General features: G+C 60.7%; 10 protein-coding genes. 9 read left to right on the forward strand and 1 reads right to left on the reverse strand.

Features of this window, described 5'->3' with window-relative positions; genetic code table 11:
• The first annotated feature begins 91 nt into the window (after nucleotides 1-91).
• The 7 genes from CRI93_RS05720 (at nucleotide 92) to CRI93_RS05750 (ending at nucleotide 16170) form a co-directional block, all read left to right on the forward strand.
• Complete coding sequence (locus CRI93_RS05720) at nucleotides 92-1354, forward strand: FHA domain-containing protein (RefSeq protein WP_098061664.1); 1263 nt, start codon at nucleotides 92-94, stop codon at nucleotides 1352-1354.
• Nucleotides 1355-1404: 50 nt separating this feature from the next.
• The gene (locus tag CRI93_RS05725) at nucleotides 1405-3579 is read left to right on the forward strand and encodes a serine/threonine-protein kinase (protein ID WP_098061665.1); all 2175 of its coding nucleotides are present in this window, start codon (nucleotides 1405-1407) and stop codon (nucleotides 3577-3579) included.
• Nucleotides 3580-3925: 346 nt separating this feature from the next.
• Nucleotides 3926-4936, forward strand: coding sequence for a CsgG/HfaB family protein (locus CRI93_RS05730; RefSeq protein ID WP_176521721.1), 1011 nt, complete (start codon nucleotides 3926-3928; stop codon nucleotides 4934-4936).
• A 59-nt stretch (nucleotides 4937-4995) separates the two neighbouring features.
• Nucleotides 4996-6279: a CsgG/HfaB family protein gene (locus CRI93_RS05735; RefSeq protein WP_176521722.1), complete on the forward strand. Its 1284-nt coding sequence runs from the start codon at nucleotides 4996-4998 to the stop codon at nucleotides 6277-6279.
• Nucleotides 6280-6324: 45 nt separating this feature from the next.
• Nucleotides 6325-13608 carry an Ig-like domain-containing protein gene (locus CRI93_RS05740; RefSeq protein WP_098061668.1) on the forward strand — a complete coding sequence of 2428 codons (7284 nt, stop codon included), beginning with the start codon at nucleotides 6325-6327 and terminating at the stop codon, nucleotides 13606-13608.
• Nucleotides 13609-13661: 53 nt separating this feature from the next.
• Entirely contained in the window at nucleotides 13662-14822 is a 1161-nt protein-coding gene (locus tag CRI93_RS05745) for a hypothetical protein (protein WP_141491579.1), read from the forward strand.
• A 184-nt stretch (nucleotides 14823-15006) separates the two neighbouring features.
• Nucleotides 15007-16170, forward strand: a complete 1164-nt coding sequence (locus tag CRI93_RS05750) for a carboxypeptidase regulatory-like domain-containing protein (RefSeq protein ID WP_098061670.1) — start codon at nucleotides 15007-15009, stop codon at nucleotides 16168-16170.
• 241 nt (nucleotides 16171-16411) lie between these two features.
• On the opposite strand, the gene CRI93_RS05755 is transcribed toward CRI93_RS05750, so the two are convergent.
• Nucleotides 16412-17845 (reverse strand): lysophospholipid acyltransferase family protein, encoded by a 1434-nt coding sequence (locus CRI93_RS05755; RefSeq protein WP_176521723.1) that lies wholly within the window; start codon nucleotides 17843-17845, stop codon nucleotides 16412-16414.
• A 295-nt stretch (nucleotides 17846-18140) separates the two neighbouring features.
• On the opposite strand from CRI93_RS05755, the gene CRI93_RS05760 reads away from it, so the two are divergent.
• Nucleotides 18141-18989: a phenylalanine 4-monooxygenase gene (locus CRI93_RS05760; RefSeq protein ID WP_098061672.1), complete on the forward strand. Its 849-nt coding sequence runs from the start codon at nucleotides 18141-18143 to the stop codon at nucleotides 18987-18989.
• A gap of 403 nt (nucleotides 18990-19392) precedes the next feature.
• Nucleotides 19393-19983 (forward strand): AP2 domain-containing protein, encoded by a 591-nt coding sequence (locus CRI93_RS05765; protein WP_098061673.1) that lies wholly within the window; start codon nucleotides 19393-19395, stop codon nucleotides 19981-19983.
• Nucleotides 19984-19986 lie beyond the last annotated feature (3 nt).

The following is a 19986-nucleotide window of genomic DNA, read 5'->3' on the forward strand; positions in this document are numbered from 1 at the left end:
CTGGCACCTTCTTTGAGCGTACCTTATACCTGGGCCCACGCATCTGCGCAGGGCTGCTTGCCGTACCTACCCATTCGATTGACGAACGCCCATGCCCATCAAACTTCAAATTGAACGCGAAGGCGATGAAGGCAAAGACCCGGCCGATTATCTGTTTGAGCAAGAGCGGATTCGACTGGGGCGGGCCAGCGAGAATGATCTGACGCTGCCCGACCAGGAGATCAGCCAGCATCATGCAGAGGTGGTGCATGAGAAGGGCGAGTACAAACTGCGCGACCTGGGGAGCAAAAACCACACGTTTGTGCATGGGCGCAAGCTGGAAGAAGACGAAACCCACACGCTGAAGAGCGGCGATGTGTTTACCATGGGTGGCTTCCGCATCGAGTTTGTGCCGCTGTTCATGCCGTCGTCGGAGCAGACGGTGTTGGCTGATGACGATACCCCGTCGAATCCGTTCGAGCGCCACGCCCGCGACCTGAAGCAGGCGCTGAAGGGCATGGCAGAAACCTACACCTATGCTCCAGCCGACATGCGCGACGCCGAGCTTGAGCGCATGATCGATGAAGTGCTGAGTGAGCGCTCGCGAGGAACCGAGCTGGGCGAGCACGACGTGGTGCGCGCGTTTGCGCAGCAGGTGCACACTGCGTCGAGCAGCAGCTCTTCAGCAGGCAGCGGTGTTGCTGAGGGTGCGACCGCGGCCCATGAAGATGCTACAGCCGAGGATACAGCTGAGGACACAGCCGAGGCGTCAACCCCGGCGGCGTCTGAGACCGCGGCCTCCGATGCGCTGCCTGCCCACGTTGACGAAGTGCTTGGTGTGCTTGTGGAAGCGGTGGCGCGCATGACGAGCATTCCCCGTAAGTTTTGGCGCGAGTTCAGTGGCAACACGGTCGTGCATCCGCCTAAGCAGTCGTTTCTGCGCACGGCCAACCTCGACAACCTCCGCGCGCATCTGCTCGACGACAGCATTTCAGCCTCCGAGCGGAACGAGCGGCTGTCGCATCTCAAAGAAGCGGTCGATACGCTGGTGTGGCACGAAGTCTCGCTGCTCAATGGATACAAAGCAGCAGTCGATCATGGAAGCCAGGAGCTCATCCAGAAGCTCAGCCCCGAGTCGCTCACTGATGCATCGGGCGAGGGCGGGTTCTTTGGCATGTTCAGCGGGGGCGGACAAGTCAGCCAGGGGGCTGTTCGCGATCTGTACAACCGGTGGAAGCAGCTACGCGAGGAGGCGCCGGGCGCACTCGAAAAAGAGCTGTACCGCCCGGCCTTCACCGAAGCCTATCTCGAACGCATGGCCGATTCGTGGGGCGTTGACAAAGACGAGATTTCTACCCGGCGTTCGGCCGCATAATGCATCCATTGTGTCTTCTGTATTCCTTTGGATGAGCAGCGCCCCCCTTTATGAAAGACGACGCCATTGGACAAGTTGTTGACGGCTACCGCATTGAGAGCGTGCTGGGGCGTGGCGGTATGGGTGTGGTGTACAAAGCCGAAGACGTGGCGCTTTCGCGCCCGGTAGCCATCAAGCGTGTCAACCCGTCGCAGGCCAACCGCGACATGTTTCTGCACCGCTTTCGGGCCGAAGCACGTGCGCTGGCCCGCATCGACAGTCCGCACATTGTGAGCGTGTATGCCCTGCGCGACACCGACCTGGGGCTGCTCATTGTGATGGAGTATGTAAACGGCGGTACGCTCGAAGACCGGTTGGAAAGCGGTCCTATGCCGCTTGAGGAGGCGCTTCCGCTTTTTAAGCAGATGCTGCAGGCATTTGGCGATGCCCACAAAGCAGGCGTGATTCACCGCGACATCAAGCCGCAGAACATCATGCTGACACAAGACAGCATGGTAAAAGTGACGGACTTTGGCATCGCCAAAATGAGGACGCAGGACACGGGCAAGACCATGACCCAGGGGGGGCAGGGCGGCACGCTCAAGTACATGTCGCCCGAGCAGATTTCGGACATTGAGGCCGTCGATGATACCAGCGACATCTATGCGCTGGGCATGGTGGCCTATCAGATGCTGGTGGGCACGCTCCCGTTCAACGACACCGAAACAGACTTCGACATCATGCGCAAGGTGGTGGAGGGCAAGCTGCCATCGCCTGCCGAGTACCGCGCCGATCTGCCTGCGCCGCTGGTGGAACTCATCACAACGGCGACCGCCCAGAAGCAGGGCGACCGCTACCAGAGCACCGATGCCATGATGGCGGTGGTTGAGGCGTTTGAGCAAGAGGCTGAGGTGGATACCGCAGGGGCCCCGCAGCCGCAAGCGCCCACCGGCACGTCTGAGCCGCCTTCGATTGACGTGGACGATCTGTCGGAGACGCCTCCCGATGGGGAAACGGTGCTGGCTGATTCGTCTTCAGATGCAGAGACAACGGCAACGGCCACTGCCGTTGGTAGCGAAACTGTTGGGGGCGAAACGGTGCTTGCATCGCCCGACCACGAGGCGGCGACGGGGCCCGATTCCGACACTGCTGATGGAAGCGTGCGCCCGAGGTGGCTCTGGGGCGCAGCGGCGGTCGCCCTCCTTGCTCTGGTTGGAGGCGTGTGGGCGCTGGGGGGAAGCGGAGGCGACGCAGCCTCCCTTACCATTCGCACCGAGCCCGAAGCTGCCACCGTCTACATTGAAGACGACTCGGTCGGCGTGACGCCACTGCGCGACTACACGCGCGCCGCCGGGCCCGTACAGGTGCGCCTTGTTAAGTCGGGCTACGTTCCGGTTGATACTACGCTGCAGCTTGCAGCATCAACCCCGCATACCCTGAGCGACGTATCGCTGACCCGCGCTCGTACGCGCCTTGCAGTAGAGACAGACCCGTCCGACGCCCGCGTATTTGTTGATGATGCTGCAGTGGGCACGACTCCGCTCGACAGCGCTATTCAGGTGCCGACAGGCGAGCATGTGCTCCGCATCGAAAAGGACGGCTATGCACCGGTTGATACGACGCTAACGCTTGAAGATCGTGATGAGCCTGTGCAGATGTCTATTGCACTGGCCGCTGCATCTGGCGATACGTTGCCCCCTGGCACCACGCCACGCAGCAACACACCGCCTCGGGATGCGTCGCCCCAAGCCCCCTCGCCTGCTACGCCTGGGACGGCTACGCTGGCGGTGCAGGCGCAGCCTGCCGGCCAAATCGAGGTCGGTGGAGAGGCGGCGTCGGGGCAAGGTACGTTTGAGGTGGCAGCCGGGCAACAGCAGGTGATGTGCACGCACCCGGACTACGGAAGCGTGCGCACAACCGTTGTTGTTCGCGCGGGAGAGCGCGAGCAGTTGCAATGCTACTTTGAGCGTCCGGTGCGCGTAAATAGCGAGCCGTGGGGGAGCGTATGGATCAATAGCGAGCGCACCAACCGCACCACGCCGACCGAAGAGCCGCTCTACTTGGGGCCGGGCACACACGAAGTACAAGTGCGCATTGATCGGCAAGATCGCATTCTAAGTGGCGGAGCGGTGCGTATTACTCGCAACGGCACCGACGAGCGCGAGCGCTTTACGGGATACACCTATACGCTGACCATCGAGCCTTCGTTTGAGCCAGTAGAGTATGCCATCACGTTTACCGACTGATTGGGGGGCGGTAGATCGGGGCGTTCGTGGCTATATATAGCCCTGAACGAGGCCACAAGGTGGCCGCATTTGCGCGTCAATTGCGCTAAAGGAAAATGCATTGCATCCCTTTATCCTACACATAAGCTGGGTTTAATGTGTAGTTGTCGTTGTAATTGAGGTAGACGTTTCGTTACTTTTTGCTGTCGCATCTGCAAAGTGGCGGCAGTACGTATTTGCAACCTGTTTCTGAAGGTGAGAGGTATACGCCATGCAACACGCATCAAACGCATGTTTACAGGTCCAGGGGGCGGGCCAAAGACGCACGCTGGCAAGTCCATGGACCGGCACTGCGCTGGCCCTCGTTATGCTGGTCGTTGCTGCCATACCCGCAACTGCCCAAGATGCCACGCTTGCGGAGGCGAAAGATGAATACATCTTTGCCGAGTACGACCGCGCGATCGAACTCTTTTCCGAGATTGCGCACTCCGCCGAGTACGACGCCGACACACGCATTGAGGCATTCCGGTACCTGGGGCGCTCCTACATTGCCAAAGATGAGGAGCAGGCGGCTCGCGAGGCAATGACAGAGCTCATCGACCTGGAGCCGCCCATCGTAGAACTGGATGCCGATGCTGAGCCGCCGCCGCTCATTGAACTCTACTACGAAGCTCGTCAGGAAGCACAGGGCAGCTATCAGGTTGAGCAGCGCGACCCGGGGCTGCAAACGCTGGCGGTGATGGACTTCACCAACAACTCGGTCGACCAGCGTGAGCGCTTCGACGGACTCAGCAAGGGGCTGCCCTCCATGATGATCAACTACATCAACAACGGGGTTGACCTGAAGGTAATTGAGCGTGAGCGCATTCAGTGGCTCCTCGACGAGCTGGAGCTGCAGCGCCAAGACGACGTGGTCGACCAGTCCACAGCGGTGCGCACGGGCGAACTGCTCGGCGCCAACGCGGTGGTGTTTGGGAGCTACATCGTGCTGAACGATCAGATGCGCATCAGCGCCCGCGTGGTGAATGTGGAAACCGGGGAAGTGCTGCTGGGCGAAGAGGTGACCGGAGAGGCGGAGAACTTCTTTGCGCTCATCGAAGAGCTAAGCCAGGACATCACGCGTGCGGTAAATGTGGAGGCCGAAGAAACGCAGCTGGGCAGCGAAGAAACCAACTCGCTCGATGCCATGATGGCTTACTCCGACGGGCTCGAATACATGGAGCAGGGCGACTACCGTGCCGCATTTGGGAAGTTTATGGAGGCGGTTGACCATGATGCTTCGTTTGTCCGTGCTGAGCAGAAAGCCGAAAGCCTGCGTCCGATGCTGGCTATGAGTGGTGACCTTGAAGGCAACGCCTCGTCCCGTTCCACAAACTAAGCCCGAGGTGGCCTATGCGAAGACCGGTACACGCAGTGGCATCGCAACTTCTTGGCGCCGTGCTCGCCGCTACACTGATGCTGGTTGTAGGAGGATGTGCAGCCTCGGGACCGTCGTTCAGCGAAGACCCGTCCGACTACGAAGAGGAGGTCGAGACGCTACAGGCGCGCTTAGAGGCGGACCCGGCTGACGGTGCGGCTCTGCGCGATCTCGGCCAGATCTATCTGCAAACCCGACGCCCGAATCGGGCCTACGACACACTGAAGCGCGCGTACTCACATCTCCCAAACGACCCAAAAACGCTGTTCTACCTGGGTATGGCTACGGAGAGCGTGGGCCGTACGAATGCCGCGCTGGAGCTGTTTTCGCAGTACGACGCGGTCCCCGAAGACACACGCTATCGCGACCTGATGGAGGGGCGGTACGAGTGGCTCGTACGCGAGCAAGCCCGTACCGATATTCGTGAGATGATTGCTCGCGAAACCGAACTGGCCGGAGACGACCTGTCGCGAGGCGTTCTGGCAGTGCTGCCTCTCAACTACCGGGGCGCCGAGGCCCAATATGAACCGCTTGGGCGCGGTCTGGCCGAGATGCTCATCACCGACCTGGCCAACGTGAGCGATCTGCGCGTGGTGGAGCGCGTGCGCCTGCAAGCCATCCTGAATGAGCTTGAGTTTGGCCAAACCGACTATGTGGATCCGGCCTCTGCGCCACGCGTGGGGCGGCTCCTGGGGGCCGGGCGCCTGGCGGGCGGATCCTATCGCGTTACGCAGGCTGAAGACATTCGCATGGACATGACGGTGGTCGAACTCAACTCTGAGACAGCGCCCCGTGTGCCCACACAGGCAGGGGCGCTCGCCGATCTGTTTGCGCTCCAAAAAGAACTGGCCCTGGCCCTGCTCGATGCCCTCGACGTGTCGCTGACCCGCGAGGAGCGCGCGGCCATTGCACCGGTGCCCACCGAAAGCCTCGATGCCTTTCTGGCTTTCAGCAAAGGCCTGTTGGATGAAGACGGGGGCCGCTTCGAAGCCGCTGCTGAACACTACCGCACTGCGGTGGCTATCGACCCAGGGTTCAGCGCCTCGGCCCGGCGGGCTGCCCGGGCCGAGCGCTTGCATGCCGCCGGAGGTGCGCCGCAAAATGCGCTTTCGACGGCTCTATCCCCCGCCGCAGCAGCCACATCGGCGCTGTTGCAGCAGCGTCTGAATAACATGGGACGCGGCTACTTTGGCATCAATGACTTGATTGATGGGGGCCGCCGCACCCCGGTTGAAGACGTAGGCGGCATCCCAGATACGGAGCTTCCGCCTCCACCTGCGCCGCCTACGCGTTCGCCGCAATAACCCATCCTGCCGCTCGTGCTCTAAATTGCTCTCTGGGCTGTGCTTATGTCCTTGCTTCTCTCCGCTCCACACCGATGGGCTCGCTGCCGCGCTGCTGCAGGCGTGCAGCACGGGTGGGTGCGCATGTTATGCATTGCGCTGGGAGTAGGCCTGATGCTGGGGGCAACTCTGGGGACGACGCCCGCCTATGCTCAGGAAGAAGACGGCGACCCCATCTTCGTTCGGGCCGACGCCACAACCGGTCCGGGCAATCCAGACATCGGCACCTCGTGGGAAACAGCGTACGCCTCTCTGCGCAATGCGCTTGATGCCGCTGAGGCGAACGCACAGATCTGGGTCGCAGAGGGCACCTACACGCCAACCACCGTTCCGGCGCAGCGTAACCAAGCGTTTTTTATTGCGGCGCAGGGCGTGTCGATCTATGGCGGATTCACGGGGACCGAATCAACACTCGATGAGCGTCCTACGCCCGTAGACCCTACGGCTACGGTGCTCAGCGGCGACATTGATGGCAACGGTACGCTCGCAGGCAATAGCTATCACGTTGCGGTCATTGCAGCACAGAGCACACTGCTGAACGAAGACCCACCCACGCGCATCAATGACCTCACCATTCGGGGCGGGAACGCCGATTCGGGTGGGCAGAGCAACGGCGTATCCAACAGCCGGGGGGGCGGACTTGCATGCGAAGGAACGTGCTATGCCGCATTAAACAACGTTGTCATCGAAAACAACCGGGCCACCGACGAGGGGGGCGGGCTGTTCATGGATGCAGGCGAAGCTCCCATCGCGCTGCAGATGCGGTCTGTTACCGTCCGTGGCAACGAGGCGGGCAGCAATGGCGGCGGCGTGTTTGTGCGAGCCGCTGCAGGCCAGAACGTCCAGTTGGCGTGGGGCAATATGGCAGTCACGGGCAACCAGGCTACAGGAAACGGTGGCGGCATCTACCTAAACGTGCCTGCAGGTGGACTCGGAGCAGCGCAGTGGGCAAACATGTCGATCCACGGAAACCGAACTGGAGGGCAAGGCGGCGGCATCTACTACGACATGGACGGGGAGATTACGTTCGACCTGGCCAACAGCATTGCAGCAGGCAACATCTCATCCGACCCCGGCGCAGCAGCAGAGATCTTTCGTCCTGACGGTAGTCTTGGCGCACGCCTCTCGCATACGCTCGTTGAGGACGTCTTTAGCGGCTCAGAATTCGATTCAGTGGTGGGCATCAACAATACGGCAAATATCGGCAGTGCCCCGCTCTTCAACACACCGGTAGATGCCAGCACGGCGCCTACAACAGCAGGCAGCGTACGCCTCAACTGGGCCTCGCCCGCCATTGACCGAGGCCGCACGTCCCAGATCCCTAACGAGATTGTCGGGGGCGATCCGTTGTACACGACCGATCTTGCCGGGGCGCCCCGCACGCAAGGTCCAGAGACCGATATGGGAGCCTACGAAGGCGGACAGTTTCCCAGCGGAGCCGAACGTCCCACCAACGATCGGCTCTTGGTTGACGCATCTGCCGAAAATGACCGGGGCGGCGAAACCTGGTCAAATTCCTACCGCACGCTGCAAGCCGCGCTGCAAGCTGTGGGAAATGTGCGCAACGCCGGAGCCCTGGGGGCAGAACTCCCCGTATCCATTTGGGTGGCCGAAGGTACCTATACCCCCGATGAGGGTCCGGGGCTGGAGTTCATCCCCCCGTCGGCGCTTTCGTTTATCATTCCTTCGGGAACGCGGCTGTTAGGTGGGTTTAGCGGAGGCGAAACCAGCGCCTCCCAGCGCAATCCGGATCCAGCTACGAACAACACGATGCTCAGTGGGGCCCTGGGGGGCGAAACCAACAGCGGCACGGTGGTGCAGATGTTTCCGCCAGCGCCGGGCGCAGCCACCGCTTCGGTGCAGGGTATCACCATTGCCGAGGGGCGGCTCACAGGCGCCGGCCCCATACCAGGGGCCGAAGACGCAGGCCGCACGCCCATGCCGTATGTGGAGGAGACACCCATTCCACAGAGCCGGGCCGCAGGGCTCTACATTCAGGGGGGCGCGCCCCGTATCGAGGGCGTGCACCTACGCAACAACACCGTTGCGAGCACGCTTGATGCCGCTGCCGGGCTGTACTGCCAGGACTGTAGCGCTACGTTCGAATCAGTGCAGCTGGAGAACAACAGTGCCCCAAGCAGTGGCGGGCTGGCGGTGGTTGCAGAGGGACAAGACACCACGCCTACGTTTGCAAACGTGACGGTAGTTGGCAACAGCGCAGATGAGTTTGGCGGGGGCGCTACGTTTCAAGCTCGCAACGGCTTTCGGCTCGATGCCACACTGGGCAATATCACACTTGCGGATAACACGGCAGGCGGCACGGGCGCCGGACTCGTAGCGGTTGCCGGTGGCGCCACCACACGCATGCAGCTTCGTCTGGCCAATGTGGTAGCAACAGGAAATGGCCTCACGCAAGAGGGAACCCTGGAGCTGCCGCTGGAAGCCGAAGGCGCTGCTTTTGTTGCAGACAACGGCGGCCGTCTTACCATCGACATGGTGCAGAGCACATGGCGCGCCCAAGATGCCGCTGCACCGCTCATCGGAATCACAGCGGAAAGCCCTTCGTCTCTTACCATAGCCAACAGCATTCTGGCGGGTAGCAGCACACCGGTACAGACCTCCACGCCCGACGCCGAAGCTGCCCTCACCATCAACAACAGCCTGGTAGAGGGCGGGTGGAGCGGGCCCGGTACAGGCATTCTTGATGCCGACCCACAGCTCACCGAGGCACATCGCCCACAAGGGAATGCGCCCGTTATTGATGCAGGCGACGACAGTGCGCTTCCCGCCGACCCCCTCGACCTCGACGGCGATGACGATGTCACCGAACTGCTTCCTGTTGATCGCACCGGTACGACTGCGCGGCAACTGGCCAGCACCGTTGACATGGGTGCGTTTGAAGGGGGAGCCACACCGCGGGCGCTCACTGAATCCGCCACGGCCACCGGCCCCGACAGCACCGTGCTCAACGCCACCGCGAATCCGTACAGCACCGACCCAATTGACTACACGTTCGCGGTGCGCGAGCAAGGCGCCAGCACCACACTACTCACTACGTCCGCCAATGAGAGCCCACTCACAGGCACCAGCAATACCGCCATTTCTGCAGCGGTGGATGGGCTGGATCCCGAAACCGCTTACGAGTACCGCATTGAGGCCAGCAGCGGTAGCGAATCTGTGCTCGGCGCATGGGTGAACTTTACGACCGAAGAGGCGCCGCCCCCCGATGCGAACGACGAGACCGTTGAGACGACCGCAAACACCGCCATCACGACTGACCTACTCAGCCTGGTGGATGGGCTGGGGGTGGGCATCGACACTGGGTCGTTTACGGTCGCGGAAGAACCCTCGAATGGAACTGTGGAGGTCGTGGAGAGCGAGGCCACCTACACGCCCAACGACGGATTCGTGGGTACCGACAGCTTTACCTATACCGTGGCGAATGTGCTGGGTATCGTTTCGGTGGAAGCCCAGGTAACGATCAACGTAACCGCGGATGCCCCCACGGCCGCTGATGACAGCTACAGCGTGCTGGCCGGAGAAACACGAACGGTTGCAGCACCCGGACTGCTCGGCAACGACGAGCGTGGGGTGCCCGAGGCGGTGCTCGTGAACTGGCGTACAAATTCGAGCGATCAGCCTTTCAACGATCCCGTACCGCTTGCCGGAGGCACGCTCACGGTTTCGGACAACGGGTCTCTTGTCATAGACGGACCCACAGAGCCCGGTACGTACACGGCCACATACACCATAGAAAACGCTGCCGATGCCAGCACCGCCACCGTCACAATTACCGTAGATGGCGAAGCGCCGGTAGCGGCAAATGACGACTACACGACCAGTATCGACGAAACGCTGAGTGTAGATGTGCCGGGCGTGCTGGGCAACGACAACCTGGGGAGCCCCGAAGCAGCGCTCACGGAACTGACAGTGAACGGCACGGCGGTCACCCCCGGTGAGAGCGCCCCGCTCGTAGGCGGCACACTGACGGTGGATGCCGATGGGAGTCTCACACTCGACAGTCCCACGCAGGTCGGCGATGCGACGTTCGAGTACACCGTCGAGAACGCTGCAGGAGCGAGCACCGCAACCGCGACGATCACAGTCAGCGGGACGGCACCGGTGGCCTCGAACGACAGCTACGAGATGCAGATCGGCGATACATTTACAGCAGATGCGCCCGGTGTGCTCGGCAACGACAACTTGGGCAGCCCGGAGGCAGCGCTTACAGAACTAACGGTGAACGGCACGGCAGTCGCGCCAGGAGAAAGCGCTCCGCTCGCAGGCGGCACACTGACGGTAGACGCCGATGGGAGCCTCACGCTTGACAGCCCGACGCAGGTCGGAGATGCGACGTTCGACTACACCATCGAGAACGCTGCAGGAGCGAGCACAGCGACCGCGACAATCACAGTCAGCGGCACCGCACCGGTGGCCTCGAACGACAGCTACGAGATGCAGGTCGGCGATACATTTACAGCCGAAGCGCCGGGCGTGCTGGGCAACGACAACCTGGGGAGCCCGGAGGCAGCGCTTACAGAACTAACGGTGAACGGCACCGCGATCGCGCCCGGTGAGAGCGCCGGTTTTGCAGGTGGCACACTGACGGTAGACGCCGATGGGAGCCTCACGCTTGACAGCCCGACGCAGGTCGGAGATGCGACGTTCGACTACACCATCGAGAACGCTGCAGGAGCGAGCACAGCGACAGCGACGATTACAGTCAGCGGCACCGCACCGGTGGCCTCGAATGACAGTTACGAGCTGCAAGTCGGCGATGCATTTACAGCAGATGCGCCGGGCGTGCTTGGCAACGACAACCTGGGGAGCCCCGAAGCAGCGCTTACGGCGCTCACAGTGAACGGCACGGCGGTCGCGCCCGGTGAGAGCGCTCCGTTTGCAGGTGGTACGCTGACGGTGGGTGCCGATGGGAGTCTCACACTCGACAGTCCCACGCAAGTCGGAGATGCGACGTTCGATTACACGATTGCGAATGCAGAAGGCCAAAGCACAGCAACCGCGACGATCACAGTCAGCGGCACCGCGCCAGTGGCCTCGAATGACAGCTACGAGGTGCAGATCGGCGATACATTTACAGCCGAAGCGCCCGGTGTGCTCGGCAACGACAACCTGGGTAGCCCGGAGGCAGCGCTCACGGAACTGACAGTGAACGGCACGGCGGTCGCGCCCGGTGAGAGCGCCCCGCTTGCAGGTGGTACGCTGACGGTGGTTGCCGATGGGGGCGTAGCGCTGGAGAATCCTACTGAAGTTGTCGAAGCATCAGTTACATACCGCATTGCGAACCCTGTTGGGGAAAGTGAAGCCGTCATTACCTTTGCCGTTGATGCTCCGCCTCCGCCCGAGCCCGTGGAAGTTCGCTTGCCACCAACTATTGTAGGAAATACGAGTGCGTCTCAAGCCCTTACATTTACTAACGAAACCAGCATTCCCTGGTCGGATGTGCAGGCCACGATTGCGTCATCTGACTTCAACGTGACGGGCATACAGCCCGATGACGAGATTGCGCCTGGCGAGAGCGGAACCGTAACGGTCGTCGTTGCGCCGGAAGATATTGGCGTGCGTATCGGGCAGCTTGATATCACCACCGAAGGACGCCCGGTTGCATCCTTTGCGCTCTCGTTCAAGGCGATCGATGTGGAAGTGGAGCCCGCAGTACCCACGCTCAACACAGATGCTAATATCGATGTCCGCGTATCCGATAACTTTGTGCCCGAAGGGGCACAGCGTCTCGAAGCGCGCATCGCAGGCACGAGCACGTACCAGTCGCTGTCTCTTACGGAAACCGAGTCCGGACGCTGGACCGCCACGATTCCTGCTGCATCCGTAACTCTTAGCGGAATCGACCTGTTTGTGGCGCTTCAGGATGAGGAAGGAGCCATAACCGCACCCCGCGCGTCTGAAACGGCGTCAGCACAGGCGCCGCTTCATGTCCAGGTGCAGTCCGGCGCACTCACCGCCGAAGGGCCCTTTGTCCCCGAGCAGTACCAGATGATTGCGCTTCCCGTGTCACTCCGCGAAGCAACACTGGACGATGTGCTTACCGATGCGTATGGCGCATACGATACCGACGCATGGCGCTTTGCCGTGTGGAATCCGGCGCAAGAGCGCTACGACGAATTTCCAGCCACCGATCCCCTGGAGCGTGGGCGGGCCGCCTGGCTCATTACCAAGACGGGCACGCCGTTTCAGGTACCTCGTAGCCAGTCGTTAAGTGCAGGGGAGGCGTACACGCAGACGCTTCAGCCGGGCTGGAACCAGATTAGTACGCCGTTCGGATTTGCGGTAGAATGGAGTGCGGTTGAGCGCCCAGACAGCGTAGAACCGCCGGTCGCCTATCGCACAACTCGTGCAGAGGGCCCGCCTGAGTACATGTACAACCAGGCAACACTGCGCCCGTGGACGGGGTATTTTGTGTTCAATAGTAGCACAACGCCGGTTTCAATTACCGTGCCACCCGTTGCCGCCTCTGGGCAAGACACACCTGCAGCCACAGCAGGCATGTCGGTGGACCCAGAGGCGGCTTCTTACTCAGCGCAGCTCACCTCCTACGTGCAGGGACATGCGCTGCAACACACGCAAACCTTCCTGGGCTTCCGTTCGTCCACCAGCAGTGCGCCCCGCACGTTTGCCGCTGCCCCACCGGTTGGATCGTTTGTGCGCACCACCGTAGTGCATAACGGCACGCGTCATGCGGGATACTACATCGATACGCCCACCGAGGGCCATGCCTGGGAGGTCGAAGTAGCGGCGCAGACGGGCAATGCCTTGCGGAACGACCGGGAGGTGCGAGTTCAGATGCATGAAACCGGGGTGCTTCCCGAAGGCTTTGAGCGTTACGTCATCGACCTGAAAAACGAGCGACGCGTGGCGGTGACCGGGCAGTCTTTCACTACCACGTTGCCTGCAGGCGAATCCGCCCGGCGTTACCGCATTGTAGTGGGTACACCGGAGTTTGCGGAGCAGGAAAGCGGGGGCATTCCGCTACAGGCATTCGAAACCGCACTGGATGCGAACTACCCGAATCCGGTGCGTTCAGAAACCACGATTGAGTACCAGTTGGCCGAGTCGGGTCCGGCAAGCATCGAGATCTACAACGTGCTGGGGCAGCGTGTGCGTCGGCTGGTTGACCGTGAGCACGAGGCCGGGCCGCATGCCGTACAATGGGACGGACGCAACGACGCCGGGCAGCCGGTGGCCAGTGGACCGTACTTCTACCGCCTGCAAACCAGCGGAATATCAACAGCGCGCCAGATGATGGTTGTGCGCTAACCCTCCTCGTTCACGATGCCGACCAACGATTCCGCTATGGCTTCTTATTCGATATGACTGTCCTCTTTCGTCTTCGCACTGCTATGATCAACTGCCCATCCGTGTGCGGCTGGATGGTGCTGCTTGTGGGATGCGTAGGCCTGCTTGGCAGCAGCACCGTTCAGGCGCAGGCCCCGGCACTGGAGCGCGACTCCGAACGGATGGCTGAGCTTGTGGTGGCACCGGTCTACCAGCACGTTGACGACGGCACGACCCAGCTCGATGCCTGGAGCTCGCGCATACAGCTTACGGTGCCGCTTCTGGCTCGGACTGTTGTGCAAAGCAGCATCCAGTACGGACTATCTACGGGCGAGGCGTTGTCAACCGTACAGGGCTTTACGGATCTGCAGCTTCGGGTTCAGCACACGGCGCTGGTGCGGCAGGGGCGCCTGGTTGTGGGGGTTGATGCCAATGTGCCTACGGGTACCGAGGCGCTCACTGCGCGTGAGTTACGCACCACCATCCAGACAAGCCAGCGCCCCTACGGATTCCAAGTGCCGACGTTTGGGCAGGGTTGGTCGGTAGCGCCAGTTGTAACCTGGGCCGTGCCCGCCACCCAAAATCTGGCGCTGGGCGTAGGCCTGTCGGGCCGGTACCAGGGCGGCTATCGTCCGCTGGCAAGCAGCACCGCCGACTATGTGCCCGGTCACGAAGTGGAGCTGCGCCTGGGCGGCGATTACCGCATTGGAGCGGATGCCACGGTGGCTCTGGATGGCACCGCTACTTATATCGCGCCCGATACTGAAGGAGGGCAGACGCGGTTTGAGGCCAAGTACACGACTTCTGTACGTGTGCAATATCTGTGGCAGCGCCGTAGCCAGGCCATCCGCCTGCAGGCCCGATACGAAAGCTGGCCCGAAAGTCGCTACCGTCCGGTATTGCTTACCGAAGAAAACGTAGGCACGGGTGCGCCCGTCACGCAGCAGGTGCTCCCCTCAATCTGGCAAAGCGCAGCCGGATATACACAGTCGCTTGTCGGGCCGCTCGGCTTGGGGCTACGTGGCGGAGTGTCGCACTACACCGCCACCAATCGCTTCGACGCCCAGACGGTAGGACGTCTGCAAGTGGCCCCGCGTCTGCAATGGGACGACACCACGCTCACCGTGTACACGGCCTACACCGGGGGGAGCTTTACGGGGTTTGAAGCCGGGCTGCGTACCGCTATCCAGTTCTGAGCGATTCTGGGCTCCATTCTATGCAGGAGCTCCAGTGCATATCTATCGTTACCTTTGGCCCGTGCGCCGTTGGCACAGGAGGCTGTCCGCCTGTTGGGGGAATCCCCGCTTATCTACATACCCGCGTGTTCTGAGAGAAGCGGGCCCAAAGCACAGGATCCCATACATCAAGCCAAGTACTCCCATGAAGTCATATCGCTGGTATCCAACAGTACTCCTTCTACTTATCATCCCCATGGTCTTGTGGACCGGGTGCGACTCGACCGACGCTATGGACGACGGATTCGCGGTTGAGGGGCAGGTCCTCAATGCGACAGAGCGCCCTGTGCGCGGAGCCACGGTTTCGCTGTCAGGAGGGAGCCAAACCGTCACGACCAATGACGAGGGTCGCTTCACCTTAACCGGCGTGTCAGAGGGCGAATACACGCTCACATACGAAGCCGACGGCTACCAAGACGCGACAGCTTCGGCACGCGTTGCGTCTGAAGACCTTGTTCTGGATCCCGTGCGTATGCAAGGCCCGGCTACAATTACCGGTAGCGTGGTCGATTCGCAAACCGGAGAAGGAACGCCTGATGCTACCGTGATCTTTGTCCGTCAGGAAAATACGAATGCAACGCAGCGCGCTGCTGCCGAGGTGGGCGACGACGAGATTGCTGATCTGGTCGTTGAAACCGATGAAGACGGTGCATACACGATCCAAAATGCCCCTACCGGGCAGTTCCGTCTTGTCATCCGCCGTGATGGGTACGCCGAGGATCGCGTCGAAAACGTTGTTGTGGAAGAGGGAGAAAATGAGATTGACCCGCGCCCGATTAGCGAAGAGCTGGCTGAAGGCGAACTGCGCATTGTGCTGTCGTGGGGCGAGTCGCCGAGCGATCTGGACTCGCACCTTACCGGGCCGCTTGCCGACGAGGGACGCTTCCACGTGTACTTTGCAAACCGCACACCCACGAGCGCCAATGCCAACCTGGACCGCGATGACACAACCAGCTATGGCCCGGAAACGATCACTGTAACCGCCCTGCGCGACGGACTGTACCGCTATTCGGTGCACAACTTCAGCAATCAGTCGGACGATGGCGCTGTTGGCATCTACGAATCGCCTGCCGAAGTGCGGTTCTACAACGAAGACGGACTGGTTGATGTCTACAGTCCGCTCGAAGCCGAGAGCGGCGACGGCAATACCTGGCTCGTGTTTGAGTTCACAGTTGATTCAGGTAACGTGACCCTCGACGACGGAAACGGAGCTACGCTGGGCTATGACCAGGCCAGCAGCTCGGGCGACACAAGCACATTTGCTCGGACAGACGCAGGCAAACCTCCTGTATCAAGCGATCTGTTCTAAGAACCTGTTTTGATTTTTTACTTTGGGCTGCGAGCGGCTTCAATGGGCTGCAAATTGCCCCCGATCTCGGCCCGTAGCCCCGGCTACGAACCTCCATCGTGGTTCAATTTTCGCCGCATTGCTGCTCGCTCTCGCCTGCAAACCAAAACCCAAACAGGTTCCAAGCATCGTCTGAACATACCCGTGCCGGTATCCATGACCGGATGAAGCGCTGCCTCCAGATTGCTGGGGGCAGCGTTTTCTATGATGGGGAAGTTGCCTCTGAAAAACGTGCGTAAAGCGCCTGAAACCGCTGAGCAATAGCTTCTCGTTCGGTACGGAGAAGGGACACAAGGTCGTCGTGCTTCCAAAATGCTGTGCGCACCAAAATGCGATCGCGATAGAGCACGAGGGTGCGGCGGTAGCTGAGGACCGCAAATCCGGTGGGCGGTAACAGCGCAACGTAGGCCGTGCGCTCCATCCAGTGCAAGGAGGTATAGCGCCAAAGCCCGACACCAATGAGGGCGTACGTCGCGCTAAATGTGGCAATGCCCAGCACAAAGTACGCAAACCCGCGCACAGCTTCGTTGTCGAAGCGCTGTGCGGTGAGCTTGGTGGTAAGGTAGGGCACAGCGTTGTGCACAAACCCAAATGCAACCACGGGCGCCATCAGCACGGCGTACAGGGTCATGCGTAGCCGCAACAAGCGCTCGCGTGGCTCTGCGAACGAATGGGAGAGCGCGTAGCGAAGCTGCGTCTGGCTTGCGTGGTCTTTATAGCGCTCAACCCTGACGCGCAGGTCACGCAACGCACGGGGGGCATGTATGGTGGCCCAGCGCAGTACGTCGTAAATGCGGACACGGTGCAGCATGCGCTGCTCAAACGCGTAGCTGTCCTTTGGGGTCGTACGCTGGTACCAGCGCAGAAGCAGTTGCACCATACGCCGCCAGAGTGAGGGCGATTCAGTCGGGTCACTGGTTGTAGATTCGGGACGTATGGCCCCAACACGTTCGCTATCCAGCACTTGCGACAGGTCTTCGGCCAACTGCCCGGCCTGCTGGTCTTCGATGTGAACCGCCTGTGTGCGCAGGGCCGCCTGGATGTCGGCTGTAAGCTGTTGCACAGCCGCCTGCGGATCGGTGCGGTGCAGCGTAGCATAATCGGCCACGCAAATGGGTTTGCCAAAGTGTAAGAGCACGGCGGCCGTGAGCAACTCGCGGCTTTCGAAGTTGATTCCCACTGGCACAATGGTAAGGCCCAGCGCATAACCGTTGCGCGCTTCCGCACCCAGGGCCATGCGCGCTGCACCGGTACGCAAAGGCGCCACTTGTGATGTGGGAGAGTTTTGCCCCTCTGGAAAAATGCCTACGCATCCACCTGCCTCAAACAAATCATATACTCGGTCGAACACCGCCCGATTGCGCACACCCGCATGCTCGGTTTCGTGAGAACGGTACACTGGAATAGCGCCCATCTGACGAAAGAACCAGGCGACCAGAGGAATCCGAAACAGACCGCTCCGGGCCAGATAGCGGATGGGGCGCGGCAGGGCTGTGCTCATGAGCACAGAGTCAAGAATTGAGCTGGGATGATTGGCGGCGAGCAGTACAGGACCTGTATCCGGCACGCGAGAACGCCCGGCAGACCGCACTTCTACAAAGTACAGGTGGTTGATGACGCGTAAGATCCGAACCAAAACCGCGTACAGCGTCATGCATGTACATCACAAGCAACAGAGTAATGAACCGGGGTATGACGTACTGAACGGAGCTGAAATGTGTCCGGCACAAGAGGCGCAGAAGAACCATCTGCGTTACCTGTGCATTACATAGGCTACCTATGCCAGGCCCAACCACGCGTTACGATATGCGCCTCGGCCTATCTGCATAGCGCGAAGACATCGTCGTACCGCTCCTGGGTTGGAAGCGGTTCCGAGACACAGTCTTCGCCCCCTTCGCATCGTCCACACCCTCAAAGGAGTCACGACTATTATGGATTCGAATACCGCCTCTGCAGAACCGGTGTCTGATACAGCCCCCGACGAGCGGTCGGCGTACGAAAAGGCGCCTTCCGACGGGCAAGACGTCGATCCGCGGTGCATCCCGCAGAACCTGGAAGAGCCGCCGCCCGTGGGCGATGACATTGACTACCCCGATTACGATGACGACCGCCATGAGATTTGGGGCACGCTCGTTGAGCGCCAGCTGGAGCAGTTGCCATCGCGGGCCTGTAACGCCTATATGCGCGGTCTCGATGTACTCGATATTACGCCCAACCGGATTCCGAAGCTGAGTGCGCTGAGCCGTAAGCTCGAAGAACAGACCGGCTGGCAGGTGGCACGCATTCCGGGGCTGCTGCACGAGAAAGATTTCTTCACGCTGCTGGCCAACCGTAAATTCCCTTCGACCGACTACGTACGTAACTGGGACGAGCTCGACTATACGCCCGCGCCCGACTGCTTCCACGACATGTTCGGCCATATGCCGATGCTTACGCAGCCAGACTTTGCTGATTTCTATCAGCTCTTCGGGAAAGCTGCGCTCAACGCTGAGGGCGCCGACCGTCCGCGCCTGGAGCGCTTCCACTGGTTTACCGTCGAGTTTGGGCTGCTCAATGAAGACGACGCCACGCGCATTTTCGGAGCAGGCATTGTGTCCTCGAACGAGGAAGTGACGCATGCGCTCTCGGATGAGGTCACCACGCATCCCTTCGACCCAGCGCACATTACGGAGAAAGACTACGAAGTGTATAACCTGCAAGACGAGCTCTTTGTGATGGACTCGTTCGAGCAGCTTGTTGACGGCTTCCGCGACTGGACGAAGAGCCGCGGGTTGCTGTAGCTGTACCGCTATATGTATAGCGCTCCTCCCAACAACCACGAATGAGTGCCCCCGTGTTGTCTCTCGCCTTATTGAGAGAGAGCATGGGGGTTTGCTTTTGGGAGGTACCCGGTTTAACCCCGGATGATCGTTGCCTCTCGGTCCGACACGCATATCGCGCTGCTCAGCTTCTACCCAATCGATACACTGGGTAGTACATTCATCACATATCCACTTCATTCTATAGATTTTTCTGGGATGTGCTGTGTCCGATGGCCAAGAGACACTTTACTTTGTCGGCGAAAATCGTCACGTTGTTGCAACAGATATGCATTTGGCATTGGCACAGATGCCCGTATAAAGGGGCTGGGTCTGCTTTACAATGTCACAATACAGAATCTTTCCCTTCATAGCGGATACGACAATGAGCGACAAACCCAAGAATATATTTCGGATCGACATTGAGCCGACCGCTGACAACCCCGATCGTCATCCCACCCACGGTTGGCAGGTGCGCATTAAGCGTCAGAAGAAGCAGCACACGAAGTACTTCTCGGATAAGCGCTACGGCGGGAAAGAGGAGGCGCTCGAAGAGGCGATTGCGCATCGCGATGAACTCATTGAGGAGCTGCCCGATCCCATGGACCCGGTACGCCGTTCGGCAGAGGCCCGCTCGAAAACGGGTGTAATTGGCCTGAACTTCTGCTGGAAAGACGACGGCAGCGGCACCTCGAAGCCTTATGTGCAGCTAAGCTGGCTGGAAGGCGATGGCACGCGCCGCAGTGCGGCCTATTCGGTGCGCAAGTGGAATCTTCGCCGGGCCGTATGGAAAGCCTGCGTACGCCTGCACAAAGCGCGCGCCGAGCACCAGACGGGCGAGGTTGAGGAGGTCAACGAAATGTTTCAGACGGCGTACCCGAACATCCGCGAGCAGTACAACGCGGGCCCGGATGGCGAGGGCCTGCCGGAGTCGGACCAGGCGGCGCCCGAAAGTGCCGAGGCGGCGGCTGCGTAAGCC

The sequence above is a fragment of the Longimonas halophila genome, assembly GCF_002554705.1.
GTDB classification, from domain to species: domain Bacteria; phylum Bacteroidota; class Rhodothermia; order Rhodothermales; family Salinibacteraceae; genus Longimonas; species Longimonas halophila.

Bases quoted from the DNA above. Each gene is read 5' to 3' on its own strand.
- CRI93_RS05720 (WP_098061664.1), top strand. From the start codon at position 92: ATGCCCATCAAACTTCAAATTGAACGCGAAGGCGATGAAGGCAAAGAC.
- CRI93_RS05725 (WP_098061665.1), top strand. From the start codon at position 1,405: ATGAAAGACGACGCCATTGGACAAGTTGTTGACGGCTACCGCATTGAG.
- CRI93_RS05730 (WP_176521721.1), top strand. From the start codon at position 3,926: ATGCTGGTCGTTGCTGCCATACCCGCAACTGCCCAAGATGCCACGCTT.
- CRI93_RS05740 (WP_098061668.1), top strand. From the start codon at position 6,325: ATGTCCTTGCTTCTCTCCGCTCCACACCGATGGGCTCGCTGCCGCGCT.
- CRI93_RS05745 (WP_141491579.1), top strand. From the start codon at position 13,662: ATGACTGTCCTCTTTCGTCTTCGCACTGCTATGATCAACTGCCCATCC.
- CRI93_RS05750 (WP_098061670.1), top strand. From the start codon at position 15,007: ATGAAGTCATATCGCTGGTATCCAACAGTACTCCTTCTACTTATCATC.
- CRI93_RS05760 (WP_098061672.1), top strand. From the start codon at position 18,141: ATGGATTCGAATACCGCCTCTGCAGAACCGGTGTCTGATACAGCCCCC.
- CRI93_RS05765 (WP_098061673.1), top strand. From the start codon at position 19,393: ATGAGCGACAAACCCAAGAATATATTTCGGATCGACATTGAGCCGACC.